The 14529-nt window shown below is 60.5% G+C and carries 14 protein-coding genes; 6 read left to right on the plus strand and 8 right to left on the minus strand.

Translation table 11 applies throughout. From position 1 onward, the window contains the following. Positions 1 to 423 precede the first annotated feature (423 nt). The 4 genes from ACR0NA_RS13975 to phnN are packed head-to-tail and all read left to right on the plus strand — an operon-like array spanning position 424 to position 3304. Entirely contained in the window at positions 424 to 1284 is an 861-nt protein-coding gene (locus tag ACR0NA_RS13975; RefSeq protein ID WP_480729751.1) for an alpha-D-ribose 1-methylphosphonate 5-phosphate C-P-lyase PhnJ, read from the plus strand. Further along, on the plus strand, positions 1281 to 2051 hold the full coding sequence (phnK, locus tag ACR0NA_RS13980; RefSeq protein WP_480729753.1) for a phosphonate C-P lyase system protein PhnK: 771 nt from the start codon (positions 1281 to 1283) through the stop codon (positions 2049 to 2051). The genes ACR0NA_RS13975 and phnK overlap by 4 nt, the downstream gene beginning before the upstream one ends. A gap of 24 nt (positions 2052 to 2075) precedes the next feature. After that, the gene (gene phnL / locus ACR0NA_RS13985; protein WP_480729756.1) at positions 2076 to 2759 is read left to right on the plus strand and encodes a phosphonate C-P lyase system protein PhnL; all 684 of its coding nucleotides are present in this window, start codon (positions 2076 to 2078) and stop codon (positions 2757 to 2759) included. Next, positions 2756 to 3304 (plus strand): phosphonate metabolism protein/1,5-bisphosphokinase (PRPP-forming) PhnN, encoded by a 549-nt coding sequence (phnN, locus tag ACR0NA_RS13990; protein WP_480729758.1) that lies wholly within the window; start codon positions 2756 to 2758, stop codon positions 3302 to 3304. The genes phnL and phnN overlap by 4 nt, the downstream gene beginning before the upstream one ends. Here phnN and ACR0NA_RS13995 read toward each other — a convergent pair. Then, positions 3286 to 3969 carry a DUF1045 domain-containing protein gene (locus tag ACR0NA_RS13995; protein ID WP_480729760.1) on the minus strand — a complete coding sequence of 228 codons (684 nt, stop codon included), beginning with the start codon at positions 3967 to 3969 and terminating at the stop codon, positions 3286 to 3288. The two genes, phnN and ACR0NA_RS13995, sit on opposite strands and share 19 nt — an antisense overlap. Positions 3970 to 4022: 53 nt before the next feature. On the opposite strand from ACR0NA_RS13995, the gene ACR0NA_RS14000 reads away from it, so the two are divergent. Beyond that, positions 4023 to 5165 carry an alpha-D-ribose 1-methylphosphonate 5-triphosphate diphosphatase gene (locus tag ACR0NA_RS14000; protein ID WP_480729762.1) on the plus strand — a complete coding sequence of 381 codons (1143 nt, stop codon included), beginning with the start codon at positions 4023 to 4025 and terminating at the stop codon, positions 5163 to 5165. Here ACR0NA_RS14000 and ACR0NA_RS14005 read toward each other — a convergent pair whose 3' ends face one another. The 7 genes from ACR0NA_RS14005 to ACR0NA_RS14035 are packed head-to-tail and all read right to left on the minus strand — an operon-like array spanning position 5166 to position 11658. After that, the gene (locus ACR0NA_RS14005; protein WP_480729764.1) at positions 5166 to 5642 is read right to left on the minus strand and encodes a class I SAM-dependent methyltransferase; all 477 of its coding nucleotides are present in this window, start codon (positions 5640 to 5642) and stop codon (positions 5166 to 5168) included. It lies immediately after the preceding gene. A gap of 15 nt (positions 5643 to 5657) precedes the next feature. Next, positions 5658 to 6407, minus strand: a complete 750-nt coding sequence (locus ACR0NA_RS14010) for a polysaccharide deacetylase family protein (RefSeq protein ID WP_480729766.1) — start codon at positions 6405 to 6407, stop codon at positions 5658 to 5660. Then, a complete protein-coding gene (locus ACR0NA_RS14015; protein WP_480729769.1) occupies positions 6404 to 7546 on the minus strand; it encodes a glycosyltransferase family protein in 1143 nt (380 codons plus the stop codon). The genes ACR0NA_RS14010 and ACR0NA_RS14015 overlap by 4 nt, the downstream gene beginning before the upstream one ends. Continuing rightward, positions 7543 to 8127 (minus strand): histidine phosphatase family protein, encoded by a 585-nt coding sequence (locus ACR0NA_RS14020; RefSeq protein WP_480729773.1) that lies wholly within the window; start codon positions 8125 to 8127, stop codon positions 7543 to 7545. Before ACR0NA_RS14020 ends, ACR0NA_RS14015 begins: the two co-directional genes overlap by 4 nt. Further along, positions 8124 to 9200, minus strand: a complete 1077-nt coding sequence (locus ACR0NA_RS14025) for a glycosyltransferase family 4 protein (protein WP_480729775.1) — start codon at positions 9198 to 9200, stop codon at positions 8124 to 8126. Before ACR0NA_RS14025 ends, ACR0NA_RS14020 begins: the two co-directional genes overlap by 4 nt. Continuing rightward, on the minus strand, positions 9197 to 10447 hold the full coding sequence (locus tag ACR0NA_RS14030; RefSeq protein WP_480729777.1) for a glycosyltransferase family 4 protein: 1251 nt from the start codon (positions 10445 to 10447) through the stop codon (positions 9197 to 9199). Before ACR0NA_RS14030 ends, ACR0NA_RS14025 begins: the two co-directional genes overlap by 4 nt. Beyond that, positions 10444 to 11658, minus strand: coding sequence for a glycosyltransferase family protein (locus ACR0NA_RS14035; protein ID WP_480729779.1), 1215 nt, complete (start codon positions 11656 to 11658; stop codon positions 10444 to 10446). Before ACR0NA_RS14035 ends, ACR0NA_RS14030 begins: the two co-directional genes overlap by 4 nt. Positions 11659 to 12139: 481 nt before the next feature. On the opposite strand from ACR0NA_RS14035, the gene ACR0NA_RS14040 reads away from it, so the two are divergent. Then, positions 12140 to 14515 carry a mechanosensitive ion channel family protein gene (locus ACR0NA_RS14040; RefSeq protein WP_480729781.1) on the plus strand — a complete coding sequence of 792 codons (2376 nt, stop codon included), beginning with the start codon at positions 12140 to 12142 and terminating at the stop codon, positions 14513 to 14515. The last annotated feature ends 14 nt before the right edge of the window (positions 14516 to 14529 follow it).

The following is a 14529-nucleotide window of genomic DNA, read 5'->3' on the forward strand; positions in this document are numbered from 1 at the left end:
GAGCCAAACCCCGTTCTCATCCCGTCGCAGGGTTTTTCGACGCTTCTCCTTTCGGATTTGGTCGCGAATTGTGAAACCTACAGCGGTCGCAAAAATAACCCAAAAGAAAAAATACTCCAACGTGCTCCCTTTCGAAATCGTGGAGAATCAAATGTTTGAGCGCAGCTTGGCCTATCCTGACGTGCATGCCAAGCGGGCGATCCGTTGCGCAAAGCTCAGAGGTACGGTGGGTGTTCTCTGGAATTCGCGCGTGCATGCGACACGTCAACCGAACTCCATTCTCCGGTTGTGTCGCGGCGCATGGCGCGCCGTCGCCGCCTGGCGTGACGCTTATGCCAAAGCAAATAGATCACCATGATCAATAAAAATGAACCAACAACCCAAACGTCCACAAAAACACCAAAAAACAAAGTGATACATCAAATGAACGAGTATAACTTCGCATATTTGGACGAACAAACCAAGAGAATGATCCGCCGCGCCATTCTGAAAGGTTTGGCCGTGCCCGGTTATCAGGTTCCCTTTGCAAGCCGCGAGATGCCGATGCCCTATGGTTGGGGCACCGGCGGCGTGCAGGTTTCGGCCGCCACGCTGACGCCTGATGATACGTTCAAGGTGATCGATCAGGGCGCCGATGACACGACCAACGCGGTCTCGATCCGCAAGTTCTTTGAGAACACGGCAGGCGTCGAGACCACCGAGGAAACCGAAAAGGCGACGGTCATTCAGACCCGCCACCGCATCCCCGAGGCGAAGCTGCGCGAGGATCAGATCATCGTCTATCAGGTGCCGATCCCCGAACCGTTGCGCTTTCTGGAGCCGCGTGAGACCGAAACGCGCAAGATGCACAGTCTTGAAGAATACGGGCTGATGCATGTGAAGCTCTATGAAGATATCAGCCAGCATGGCGCGATTTCGACCGCTTATGCCTATCCGGTGAAGGTCTCGGGCCGCTATGTGATGGACCCGTCGCCGATCCCGAAGTTCGACAACCCCAAGCTGGAAATGGACGCGATCCAGCTGTTCGGCGCAGGACGCGAGCAGCGGATTTACGCGGTACCGCCGCATACCAAGGTGGTGAGCCTTGATTTCGAGGATTACCCGTTCGAGGCCACCAAGGCTGACCATCCCTGCGATCTGTGCGGGGCCGAAGACAGCTATCTGGACGAGGTGATCATGGATGATGCGGGCAACCGGATGTTTGTCTGCTCGGACACCGATTATTGCCGGTCGCGCCGAGAGGCGGGCCATGTGGGCCAACTGGCCGAGGAGAATGCGGCATGACCCCTCTGTTACAAGTCAAAGGCATCGAGAAACGCTATGGCGCGCGCATCGGATGCACGGATGTGTGTTTCGATCTCTACCCCGGTGAGGTGATGGGGATCGTGGGCGAAAGCGGTTCGGGCAAGTCGACCCTGCTGAATTGTCTGGCGGGGCATCTGGAGCCCGATGCGGGGCAGGTTGTCTTTGACACCCGTGTCGACGGTCCGGTGGATACGGTGACCATGTCCGAGCCTCAGCGCAGGATGCTGGGCCGGACGGACTGGGCCTTTGTGCATCAGCATGCCCGCGACGGGTTGCGCATGTCGGTCAGTGCGGGGGGTAACATCGGTGAGCGTCTGATGGCCGTCGGTGATCGTCACTATGGCGATATCCGCGACAAGGCCATCGATTGGCTGGGCCGGGTCGAGATTGACGAGGTGCGTGTCGATGATCGCCCCACCGCGTTTTCAGGCGGGATGCAGCAGCGGTTGCAGATCGCGCGCAATCTGGTGACGGGTCCACGGCTGGTTTTCATGGATGAACCGACCGGCGGGCTGGATGTCTCGGTTCAGGCGCGATTGCTGGATCTGTTGCGTGGGCTGGTGCGCGAAATGGGGCTGAGCGCCATCATCGTCACCCACGATCTGGCCGTGGTGCGCCTGCTGGCGGACCGGCTGATGGTGATGAAGGACGGCCACGTGGTCGAGGCCGGATTAACCGATCAGGTGCTGGACGATCCGCAGCATGCCTATACGCAGTTGCTTGTGTCCAGCGTTCTGCAGGTTTGAGTATTTGGAAAAAGATGAAGTGCGATGATTGAGCTGATCGATGTGAGCAAGAGCTTTACCCTGCACAATCAGGGCGGCGCGGTAATCCCGGTGATGGAGGGTGCTTCGCTGAAGGTCGCACCCGGTGAGTGTGTGGCCCTGACCGGTGCGTCGGGCGCGGGCAAGTCGACGTTGATGCGGGTGATCTACGGTAACTATCTGGCGGCCTCGGGTCAGGTTATGGTCGGTGGTCTGGATGTGGCACGGGCCGAACCGCGCGAGATTCTGGCGCTGCGCCGCGAGACGCTGGGCTATGTCAGCCAGTTTCTGCGCGTCGTGCCGCGCGTGCCGACGCTTGAGGTGGTGGCCGAGCCCTTGCTGGCCATCGGATGCGACCAGCAGGTGGCGCTGGATAAAGCGGCGGGATTGCTTGCGCGGTTGAATATCCCCGAGCGGCTGTGGTCGCTGAGCCCGACAACCTTCTCAGGAGGGGAACAGCAACGGGTGAACATCGCGCGCGGTTTTGCGCATGACTACCCGGCGATGTTGCTGGATGAACCGACGGCCAGTCTGGATGTGCGGAACCGGGAAACGGTGTTGTCGCTGATCGAAGAGGCCAAGGCGCGCGGTGCGGCGATTGTCGGCATCTTTCACGACGTCGAGGCGCGTGAACGGGTGTGCGACCGCGAGGTCGATGTTTCGGGTTTCACACCGGGGGTAGCGGCATGAGCCTTGCACCCGTCATAGCCGTTGTTGGCCCTTCGGGGGTCGGCAAGGACAGCGTGATGGAGGCGCTTGAGGAGCGCGCGGATGGCATTCAGCGAGTACGGCGGGTGATTACGCGGCCCGCAGGGGAAGAAGGCGAAGACTTTGACCGGGTATCGGTTGACGTGTTCCAGCAGATGGCACGAGACGGTGCATTTGCACTGCACTGGTCTGCGCACGGGTTGTTTTATGGCGTTCCGAAAGAGATTGAGGATCAGCGGCGAAACGCCAGAGCTGTTTTGGTCAACTTATCCCGGGCCGTGCTGTTGCAGGCGCAGGAGGTATTTGGCGATCTGATCGTGATCTCACTGACTGCGGACGCAGAGGTTCTGGCGCACCGATTATCGGCACGGGGGCGGGAAAGCGCGGCAGAGCAGGGTCGACGTCTGGGCCGGGCCAAGGCGCCGCTGCCCGAAGGTTTGAACCGGGTTATCGAGATTGATAACTCCGGCCCTCTGGCGGCGACAGTGGATGAAATCCTGGCGCGTCTTCAGCCGGAGAGGGCATAGCGATGGATCAGGTGAAACCGACCATCTTCAGCCTCGCCCATCAGGGCCAGATCATCTATCCGGAACGGGGCGGGCAGCAGCGGGCCGAGATGACCTTCCAGCGCCGATTGCACGCTTGCCAGTGTGGGTTTGTCCAGTTTGCCGCTGAGCGTGATGTGAAAGCGAAAGGCGTCCAGCACAAAGGGATAGCCCCAGTTTGTCAGGTTGGCATCTTGTTCCGGCGTCAGGCCACTTGCACGTCGACGGGCCAGTTCAGCCTCGGACGCGGGCGCGCGGAAATTGTCCAGATCACGAACACAGGCGGCGGCCAGCGTGTTCAGGGCATGGGTATCACCCAGCGGGCGCAAAGCGAGAAACCGGCCAAGCCGCGCGATGTCCAGACCATCCAGCAGGACCGGCGCATGAGACATCGCGAGGTGCGCGCACGCGTCCTGCAACGCTGCCAGCGATTGCCCCTCGGACAGGCGGAACGGCGGCTTCATGGTCGCGTGCAGGCCGTACTTACGCGGCACTTCGGTGACTGTGGCAACGTCGATGCCGTTCACAACGGGATGCGCGACCTCGGCACCGGTTTCCATGTCCCAGCCCAGCCAGTTGGTTGCGAATTTCGTCCATTCCGCGTCAGCGGGTGGCGCAAAATAGATCGCGTATCGCGTGAATGTCACATTGGCCTCCTACCTGTGTGGCCGATCCATAGCTCAAACTGTGTGAAGTTCAGATGACAGAAGAATTGATCCTTGCCAATGCCACGCTAGTGCTGCCCGATGAAACCGTATCCGGCAGCGTTCGGATCGTGGGCGAGACCATTGAAGCGGTCGATACCGGCGCGGCCGTTCCCCCCGGCGCAATTGATTGTGAGGGCGATTATGTCAGCCCTGGCCTGATCGAGTTGCATACCGACAATCTGGAACGCCATATCCAGCCGCGCCCAAAGGTGGACTGGCCCCATGCGGCGGCCATCATCGCCCATGATGCCGAACTGGCCAGCACGGGCATCACCACCGTGTTTGACGCCATGCGCGTGGGGTCGATCCCGTCCGGCGCAGCGCGGTATCTGAAATACGCGCGCGGGTTGTCGCAGGAATTGTGGCAGTTGCGCGAGCAAGATGCGCTGAAGATCAGTCACTTTCTGCATCTGCGGGCCGAGGTCTGCTCGGAAACGCTGTTGGATGAACTGGATGAGTTCGGGACCGAGGACCGTGTGGGTCTCGTGTCTCTGATGGATCATACACCGGGGCAACGGCAGTTTCGCGATATGTCCAAGCTGGAGGCTTATCTGAAAGGAAAGCTTGCGATGGACGATGACACCTTCCTGCAGCATGTGGCCCAGTTGAAAGAGTTGCGGGACCGCCACGGTGACACGCACGAGATCGAAACGGTAAAAGCCGCGCGGCGTTTCGGGGCGGTGCTGGCCAGCCATGACGACACCACCGCCGAGCAGGTGCGCGTGTCGGCGGATCATGGTATTCGTCTGGCTGAGTTCCCAACTACCGTCGAGGCCGCCCGGGCCTGTCACGATCACGGTATCAAGGTGATCATGGGTGCACCGAACCTGATCCGCGGTGGGTCACATTCCGGCAACGTCGCCGCGCATGAACTGGCCGAGCTGGGCAATCTTGATATCCTGTCTTCGGACTATGTTCCTTCGGCGCTGCTGTTGTCGGCGGCCAGACTTGGGGAGATGTGGGGCGACATGGCGCGTGGGATGAAAACCGTGACACAGACCCCCGCACACGCTGCGGGGCTGGAGGATCGTGGGGAAATTCGGGCCGGGACACGTGCCGATCTGATCCGGTTCAGAATGCGCGCAGGGGTGCCCGCGCTCAACGCTGTGTGGTCGCGGGGTCGGCGCGTCGCGTGATCAGGTGCGGTAGAACAGATACCGGTCCGGGGCAATGGCTTCGGGGCCGGATACCTGTTCGAATCCGACCAGAGGCTGACCCGAAATCAGCAACCCGCCGGGCAGCATGACCCGGGCGATCAACGGGCTGAGGCGTGCGGCCTCTGCCACGTCCTCGTCCTTGATGCCGCGCCCGAAATCGTAATGCGCCAGAATTACACAGGGACCGCCAGCCGCCAGTTTCTCCAGCATCGGCTCGGCCTCGCCCATCAGGAAATCCTGTTCCGGTGGAGTGCTGGAGGGGTGGCATTGCAGAACACGGTCCATGACCCAGATTCTCCGCTGGACCAGAATCTCGCGCAGATGGTCGTATGTGCGGCCGTTGCCAAGGCCCATATCAAGGACGTCGCCATCCTTGCCGGTTATTTGCATCGCCGCCCAGTTCAAACCGTCCCGTTGGGCGGTCAGGCGGCGCAGCATTGAATCCAGTCGGCTCATCGACAACTCCTGATTTCAGTCTTTGGGTGCCGTCCACAGGCTGACCGGGCCGGTCAGGAACCTGTGCAGCAATTCCTGGGTAAAGGTCCAGATGTCGTCATCATGGACAAGGTGGTGGGTTAGCAGGCCAAAGGGTTCTGCATTATCCGCTTGCCCCTCGCGGCGATCCCGCAGAAGGGCTGTTGCTTGCATGATCAGTTTGTCCGGCGATACCAAACCGCGCGTACCACGCCAGTCGATCGGATCGAGATGGGTGTTGACCCGTTCAAGCCCTGGCGCGGCAAAGCGCGATTTGCGCGGGGTTGCCGTGGACAGGATGCGAAAACCAAGCCGGGGCAGTTCCTGCGCGATCTCAGGCGCGATCCGGTTCCATGGAGGAACGAACATCGGTCTGAGCTGCCCGCCGAACAACTCTTGGAGACAGGTGATCCCGGTCTGCGCGTCGGCAATCATCTCCTGCATTGGTCGATGCAGGCGGAATTCGGATTTCTTTTCCGAAGCGGGCGCGTGATTGGCGTGGGCCCATCCGTGAACCACCGGTATCAGCCGTGTCTGGGACAAATACGCAGCAAGGCTGTCATCCGCGTCCTTCGGGATAATGGCGAGATGCACCGGGACGCCGGATTGTGCAGACAGGTCGGCCAGTTTCTCAAGCTGGGGCGTCACCGTCACCGCATCATCATCGCGCCACCAGAAGGGCAGGCGCAGGTCCTGGTTTTCCCACAGGGCGAATTCCTGCTGCAGGGGGGTCCAGTCCGGGGTCATCTTTGTGCCTCAAGCAGCTGTTTCGCGATGTCCACCGAACGATCTGCACCATCGAAGGACAGACCAGAGGCGTCCCTTGCACTGTCTGACACGACTTGTCTGACGGCTTGAACCAGATTTTCACCGCTCAACTGGGCGCTGGTGACGACATCGATGCCGGGCATGTGGCTCAGGCTGCGTGCGCGCAGTCCCTGTTCGACCTCTTGACCGTCATCGAACGGGATGAAAACAGCCGGGGCGCCGCTTTGCAGGATATCCAGAACCGTATTGTAGCCGCACATGCTGATGGACGCGGCCGCGTGATACAGCATTTGCCGAAAATCCGGGCGGACGGGTTCGATGAACACCGGTGCGCCCTCGGCCATCGCTTGGAACCTTGTGATGCGCGCCTTCGCATCCTGCCCTCCCACCAGCAGGCGCCAGCGGTTGCTGGTCATCTTACGGGCGGCCTCGATGGCCGCATGAAAGATCGGATCGCCGACCGAGCCGCCACCAGCGCTAACCAGGATCTCACCTTCGCCCAACTTGTCCGGATGATGTCCCGCAGGGTCGGGCGCAACGTAGCCGGTATAGTGGAGCTTTTTGGCAAGACGTTCCGATACCGGCCAGCTTGCATCCAGCGTCGTTGTTCCGGGATCGGAATGCACAAGAACACCATCATAGTAGCGTTCCAGTATTTCGTCGGCGCGCGTCACTTTTGCGGGCTTGGAAGGTGGGGCGAGGATATCGCGGATCGAACTCAGAACTACCGGGCGGTGTGGCAGGGAGTGGGCCGCCTCGAGAAGGCTCTCGAACTCCTCCGCCAGCACCCGGCGACCAAACGGGAAAAGCTCGGTGATCAGGACATCGGGTGCAAAATCGCGAACCGAAGCCCCAAGCGCAGTCGCGCGCGCCTGCAGGTATCCGGCATCCGCAACTTCTCCGCTCTCAGTCAGAAGGCGGGTGAAGTTGGTTCCGTCCGATCGTAGTGGTGGCAGTCCAAGGAGCTCGATCCCGTTACTGTTCAGCTGTGGCGCGGGCATGCCACCCGAAACGACGAACACAGTGTGCCCGTCGCGGCGAAACGCATGGCCCAAAGTCAGGGCACGGCTGAGGTGGCCAGTGCCCAAAAGGTGCGTGACCGCGATCATCACCTTCATGCCGCGCCCTCTGCCGGGATCAGCCGGATTGGTTCGGGTTCCGGGGTCATTGTCGTCAGGTCGATCACAAACAGGCGGTTGCGTTTTATTTTGAATGGTGCGGGGCCGCTAAAATCCCATCCCCATGCCTTGGCCAGAATGATGCGCATGATCCCGATGTGGCAGACGGCAACGGTGTCGCCGTGCAGATCATCGAGCCAGGGTTGAAGGCGCTGCCAGATTTCGGCCGGGCTTTCGCCGCCGGGGGGGCGATAGGACCAGCCCCAATCTTCGATATGGCGATAGCCGCTATCGGGGTCTTCGATCAGGTCAGCACCGCGCAGCCCTTCCCAGTCGCCCCAGTCCATTTCGATCAGAGCGTCGGAGATCTGCGGCTCTTGCCCGGAGACCAGTTTCGCCGTCTCACGCGCCCGGGCAAGGGGGCTGGACCACAGGTTCGCCTTGTCCCAGGGCTTGGGCAGGCGCAGGCTGGCAAGACCGGTGCTGGCTTCGTCGTCCAGCGGAATATCGGTGCGGCCCTGAATGCGGCCCGCGCGGTTCCATTCGGTATGTCCGTGGCGCAGAAGTGCGAGGCGTTTCAAATTTCTGCCTCCAGCAATGGGTTGACGGTGGACCAGAAAATCCCCGAGGAGGCAGGCATCAGGTGTCGTTCCCTTACATAATCGCGGGCCTTTTGCCCAATGTCATGGCGCATCGGAACATTGTTCCAAAGCTGCGTCAATTGGTGGGCCAATGCTTGCGGGCCATCCGTGGCGTCAGGATATTCGCCGGGCAGAAGCACGTCGCGTACGCCGGGGCGGTCCTGCGCCACAACGGGTACACCGGCGGCCTGCGCCTCAAGATAGACCATGCCGTAGGCTTCGTTCACACCGGGCCAGACGAACAGCGCCGCCTTTTGGTAGACCGTTTGCAGGGCATCGCGGTCAAGCTGGCCGAGGAACCGGACCTTGTTTCCAAAGGGGGCCATCAATGCCTCGACCTGCGGGCGGGCTGGGCCGCCACCAGCGATATCCAGCGCCCAATCGCCGTTCAGATGGCTGAGGGCCTGAGACAAGATGCGATAGGAGTGCAGCTTGTCGCCATCCCGCATCATGCCGACCGTCAACATCGGCCCAGTTTGTGTCGATGCGGGCGGCAATGCGGTCAACGGCAGGAAGGGGGGAAGATTGACCAAAGCCTGCTGGCCATAGCGTTCCCGTTCCAATGTGATGAGGTCATTGGCGGTGTGATAGAAAATCACGCGGGCCGCATCGCAGGCATCATGGGCGGCCTGTGCAAAGCCAGACCACGGGCCCGACAAGCGGCTTGTGGCGCGGGTGCTTTCAAGCTGGACATAGGGAATGCCGCGCGCCGCGCTTACCGCAGGTCCAATCAGGTCGGGGGATTTGTAGTAATTGTGGTAGGTCACCCAAAGGGCTGCGTCGCCGGGCAGGGACGCTGTCAGGCGATCAACTTCCGTAGTGGCAGCCTGCCGCAGTTCTGCCTGTATCTGGCTGTCACCGGTTTTGTCGAAGATGCGCAGTTCCGAAACCAGATCGACCTGTGCGCCCTGCGCCCCGATGGCACGCATTAGGTTGCGAGCCATTTCCCTGTCGCCCGAAGGAACCGGGCTGTTGGGGGACTTCATCGGGGCGTAGAAGGCGACGCGGGTCATGGGCGGGTATGGGAACACAGCGCGTTCAGCCGATCGGACAGGCGCGCGATTCCGGGGGCCATGCCGAATTCCGATACCAGCCGTTCGTGGGCGGCCTTTGCCATACGCTCGGCACCCGCCGGGTTTTCTGCGATACTTTTGATGGCTTGCGCCAGCGCATCCGGATCGTCATCGGACAGGATACCGTGGGTTCCGTTTTCGATGAACTCGGGGATGGCCGAGATCGGCGTCGACAGGATCGGCAGGTTCTGCGAGGCGGCCTCCATCAACACATTGGGCAGGCCATCACGGTCGCCGTCGGTTGCGACACGGCTGGGCAGGACAAACAAATCGGCCTGTTGCATGGCCGCGATGACCTCGGGCTGGTCACAGGCGCCCATCCAGGTGATGCGGTCGGCCACACCTGCGGTCTGAGCCTGCGCTTGCAGCATGTCCCGCATCCCGCCACCGCCGATATGAACCCAATGCCAATCAAGGGATGGCGGCAGCAGGGCGAAGGCCGAGATCAACCGGTCGAAGCCCTTTTTTTCAACCAGCCGCCCGACGGACAGCATTTGAAAACCCGCATCAGCTTGGCGGAGCGCGCGGACGGGCGGTGTTGGAAAGCGGGACAGGTCCAGACCGTGATACACCAGATCAACCCGCGCCGGATCGTCCGCCAGCGCGCGCAGATGCTCCGCGCCAAAGGCCGTGCAGGTTGCGCCAAAGGCGGCGCCATATGTGTCGGCGCGCAGTTTTTCGCGCTTTTCCCACTCGGGCGAGGTCCAGATATCCTTGGCGTGGGCCGAAAAGCTCCACGGTAATCCGCGCATGATCGCGGCGTAGCGGGCCACGGATGAAGGGGTATGCATGAAATGCGCGTAAAGCGCGCAGGATTCCTGCGGCAGTTCGGCAGCCAGAACGCAGGCCTGTCCGAAACGGCGGATGCGGTTATGTGTCGGGTCACGCCTGAGGTCATTGCGCCAGACCTCGTAGGCGGTGTGATAGCCGGGCAGAGTTTGCGCGATTTCGCGGGCGCGCCAGACGCGCTGGGGTTCTTCGTACAGGTATTCCGGCAGATAGCGAACTTCGCCGGTGAACCGGTCATGCAAGGGGTGACGTTTGGTGTCGGTGGGGTGCCGCAGGGACCAGATATCGAAACGATGCCCGGCCTCCTGAAGGGCGACCAGTTCCTGAGCGATAAACGTCTCGGACAGGCGCGGCCAACCTTTGACCAGCACCGCCAGCTTGGGCGCAGTAGCCTTCATGCGGTGGCCTGTCTCATTTCCTGACTCAATAGCGCATCAACCCGGTGGGTGACATAGTCCAGCCCGTCCAGCAGACCGCCCTTGATGGCCTGAGACGGCACGGATTGCTGCGGCAATGAGCGTATGGCCTGAATCATGGCGTCGGTTGTCAGCCCGTCGCGCTTTTCATCCAGCATCCGCACCAGTCCCAGATCCTCGGCGCGGGATGCTCGAATCCATTGTTCCAGACGCGGGGTTGTGCGCGGCACGATCAGCGCGCGTTTGTCAAAGGACAGAACTTCGCAAAACGTGTTGTAGCCACCCATGCAGACAACACCCGATGCACCTGCAAAAAGGGTTTCGATCTGGGATTCGAAGCCAACTGCGGTTACCCGACCGTTCAGAGCGGCAACGCGGGTTTCGAAATCCTCGCGCAGTTCGCCCGACAGGAACGGCCCATAAACCAGAACCGCGCGCGGCCCCAGATCGGGGTCTTTCTCATAAGCGGACAGGACCAGATTGACCATCGCCTTGCCATCGCCGCCGCCACCGGGCGTGATCAGGATGTAGGGCTGTTCCGGTGGCTCGCCGATGGGGCCGAGATCACGGCGCAGATAGCCGGTCCAGTGGATGCGGGATTGTGCATCGGCACTGAGTGGCAGGCCAGAGGTCGGATCGTAGACCGAGCGCAGCCCATAGACCCAGATTTCGTGATAAAACCGTTCGGTCGCCGCGACGGCATCCTTGCGGTCCCATTCAGCTGCCAGCACGGCAGGTTCATCCAGCACATCGCGCAGCCCCAGCACCAGCTTTGTGCGACCCGTGCGTTCAAGATGTTCCAGCGTCGGTATCAGTTCGCCGCGAAAACCGGTTGGTTCCTTGTCGACGATCAGAACGTCGGGATCGTATTGGGTGACAGCGGTCTGGATCAGGCCCGAACGCAGCTCGGTCACCTCGTCGATGCCCATGCCGATCGTCTGTGCGGCATAGGACCCGTCCGCGCGCTTGGTTACCCCCGGCAGCCTGACGTGGTCGACCCGGCGCGGAAAGGTAAAACGGCCAGCCACCGGAGACCCCGTCAGGATCAGTGCCGATGCTGTCGGATCAGCCCCGGTTATGGCCGCTGCAAGCGCGCGGGACCGGCGCAGATGCCCCAGTCCGAACGTGTCGTGGCTGTAGAACAGGATACGCGGCTCGCGCCCGGACTTGTACGTGTTGTTGTTCTGACTCATGCTTCCGCCCGCAAGCTCGGTTTCTGTGCAGAATTCGCGCGTGAGCACCTGTTATCGTATAATTTTCGGCAGTGCTTGCCAAAGCGAAAGCCGTGAGGTCCCGCGAAGGTGAAGCATTGCGATTTCGCAACAGGGTGAAACGGTGAAATCCGATGGGATGCCCGGCGCCAGGTCCATGAACCGCGGATCGCAAAAACGGATATTGTCACATTGCTGCGGCCAATCATTGCGAGCCCTTGTACTGTCCCATGCGTGTGGTTGTTCCAACTTTGTGATAGCACAAAATTGAAAGGAAACCGGATTTCGCGATTTTCTGCCCCGGTCATATTCAAATTCCGCCGGGTTGAAAACACCAATATCCCCTGCATGACCCAAGGAACACGGTGCGACACGATCTTGCGATAGCCTGCGGGAGGTGTTTGAACAGGACAAGGGCCTCCTGTAACCTGCCCTGCATCACGTGAACTGGACGCAAAACCTTATGAAGCATACGTTTCTTATCGGACTGGCCCTGACCTTTTGGGCTGTACTGGTGGCACTCTCTCCGGGTGCATCGGCGCAGACATCGCTTATTCCGGGATATCCGCTCGGCGGGTCGAGCGAGGCCGAGACAAAACCCGACGGGGAACTGGCCGCCGCGATCCGTGCCGCTACCGAGGCGGGCGCCAGTGTCATCGTGATCGACAACGCGGGCACTGTGGTTACCGGGGCGACCGGCGCCGGGTCCGGTGCGGGTGGCGAAGCCGCAGATCCCATGGCTGAAGGGTCGCAGCTGATGAAGGCGCAGGAGCGGTTTTCGAAATTCCGCGCTTCGCTCGAGTCCCGGCTTGAGGCGCTGCCATATTCAGTGTTCGAGGTGCAGTACATTCTGCGCCAGACCAGCCCCGACGGCCGTATTCAGACCTATGCCGAGGTTCTGTTCTGGAACATCCTGCTGCTGTTGCTAGGGCGATGGCTGTCGGTCGAGATTTACGGCAAGCGGATCGCCAAGCGCTTTGTCGTTGCCCGGATCAAGGAAAATCCGATTGGCTACCGCGAAAAGATGCCATTCCTCGTATTCCGGTTCCTGATGGGAATTGGCGGAACCGTCTTTGCGATGCTGATGGCGCTGATCGTCGGGTATCTGATCTTCGGCGAGGCTGAAGATATCTCGATCCAGTTCACCATAACGGCGATTTTCACGGCCTATTTCCTGTCGCGCACGGTGTCCGATCTGTGGCGTATGGTCCTGTCGCCGTTCCTCAGCCAGTACCGTCTGCCGCCGTTTTCCGATCGCAATGCCAAACGCCTTTTCTTGTGGGCATCGGCGATTGCGACCTTTGATATTTCGGTCGTTCTGTTTTCGACATGGGTGGCGGACTTTGGCCTGAACTACAACGTATATGCCATGGTTTACGGCAGCCTGACGCTGGTCGGTGCGTTTGCCAACATTCTCATGATCTTGTTCAACGCCCGGGCCATTTCCAATGCAATCCGCGGTGGGCGGGCGCCCGAACAGGTGTCATGGATATTGCGCTTCGTGTCGTTCGGGTGGGCGCCGGCACTGGGGGTCTATATCATCTTCAGCTGGTTCCGGCTGGCGTTGGATCTGGTCCTTGAAAATCCGGCACCGGTGCCACTGGTGGCCAGTTCCTACGCAATCTTCATGTCGGTCGTGATCGCCTATGGCGCGATGAATTACATGCTGGAGCGGTATTTCGACCGCTCGCGCAAGATCGAGGAAATGAACGCCGAGGCCGTCGAACCCGGTGAGCTAGGCGAGGCCGAGGAAACACCCGAGGCCGAACAGAGAAAGCACGCGATACTGACCTATGAAGACCTCGCAAGGCGGGTTGCGGGCATTCTGGCCTTTGTGGTGGGTATCTATGCGTTGGTCGTGATCTGGCATCCCGAAGCAGGCTGGAGCGATGACCTGCCGATTGAACGGGCGCTGGACGTCATGGTGATTATTTTCATCGGTTACATCCTGTTCAATTTCTTCCGCATCTGGATCGACAGCAAGATCGCCGAGGAAACCGACGACGGTGGTGCCGAAGCAGAGCTTGGCGATGAAGGAGGCGAGGGCGGGCAAAGCCGTCTGGCAACCCTGCTGCCACTGTTTCGGGGCGCCATTCTGGCGGTCGTAGTGGTGACCATCGTTCTGATTGTCCTGATGGAGCTTGGCATCAACGTAAGCCCGCTGTTTGCCGGTGCCGGTGTTGTCGGTCTGGCGGTTGGTTTCGGATCGCAGACGCTGGTGCGGGATATCTTTTCGGGTGCATTCTTCCTGATGGATGACGCGTTCCGGAAGGGTGAATATATCGATATCGGCGACGTGAAAGGGACTGTTGAAAAGATCTCGGTCCGTTCGATGCAGTTGCGTCACCATCTGGGCGCGCTCAACACCATTCCGTTCGGTGAGATCAAGGTTCTGACCAACTACTCACGCGACTGGGTGATCATGAAGCTGCCACTCAGGGTCACTTATGACACGGATGTCGAGAAGGTCCGCAAGCTGATCAAGAAGCTGGGGCAGGAACTGCTGACGGACCCGGTGATCGGTGACAATTTCATTCAGCCGCTGAAGTCTCAGGGCGTCATCGAAATGCAGGACTCGGCCATGATTATCCGGGTGAAATTCATGACCAAGCCGGGCGATCAGTGGCTGGTTCGCAAGAAGGTCTACCAGGAAATCCGCGAGTTGTTTGCACGCGAAGGTGTCCGGTTCGCGCACCGTGAGGTCACGGTTCGGTTGGCTGATGAAAAGAACCCCGCTGACCTGACGCCAAAAGAGCGTGAGGCCGTGACCGGGGCCGTTCAGGCTGCCATCGACGAGGATTATCTGGACGATGTCGGCCCCGGAGGAGATGACCGGTAAATGTGGGCAGGAAT

The organism is Ruegeria sp. C11 (assembly GCF_056537725.1).

Bases quoted from the DNA above. Each gene is read 5' to 3' on its own strand.
- ACR0NA_RS13975 (WP_480729751.1), top strand. From the start codon at position 424: ATGAACGAGTATAACTTCGCATATTTGGACGAACAAACCAAGAGAATG.
- phnK (WP_480729753.1), top strand. From the start codon at position 1,281: ATGACCCCTCTGTTACAAGTCAAAGGCATCGAGAAACGCTATGGCGCG.
- phnL (WP_480729756.1), top strand. From the start codon at position 2,076: ATGATTGAGCTGATCGATGTGAGCAAGAGCTTTACCCTGCACAATCAG.
- phnN (WP_480729758.1), top strand. From the start codon at position 2,756: ATGAGCCTTGCACCCGTCATAGCCGTTGTTGGCCCTTCGGGGGTCGGC.
- ACR0NA_RS14000 (WP_480729762.1), top strand. From the start codon at position 4,023: ATGACAGAAGAATTGATCCTTGCCAATGCCACGCTAGTGCTGCCCGAT.
- ACR0NA_RS14005 (WP_480729764.1), bottom strand. From the start codon at position 5,642: ATGAGCCGACTGGATTCAATGCTGCGCCGCCTGACCGCCCAACGGGAC.
- ACR0NA_RS14010 (WP_480729766.1), bottom strand. From the start codon at position 6,407: ATGACCCCGGACTGGACCCCCCTGCAGCAGGAATTCGCCCTGTGGGAA.
- ACR0NA_RS14015 (WP_480729769.1), bottom strand. From the start codon at position 7,546: ATGAAGGTGATGATCGCGGTCACGCACCTTTTGGGCACTGGCCACCTC.
- ACR0NA_RS14025 (WP_480729775.1), bottom strand. From the start codon at position 9,200: ATGACCCGCGTCGCCTTCTACGCCCCGATGAAGTCCCCCAACAGCCCG.
- ACR0NA_RS14030 (WP_480729777.1), bottom strand. From the start codon at position 10,447: ATGAAGGCTACTGCGCCCAAGCTGGCGGTGCTGGTCAAAGGTTGGCCG.
- ACR0NA_RS14035 (WP_480729779.1), bottom strand. From the start codon at position 11,658: ATGAGTCAGAACAACAACACGTACAAGTCCGGGCGCGAGCCGCGTATC.
- ACR0NA_RS14040 (WP_480729781.1), top strand. From the start codon at position 12,140: ATGAAGCATACGTTTCTTATCGGACTGGCCCTGACCTTTTGGGCTGTA.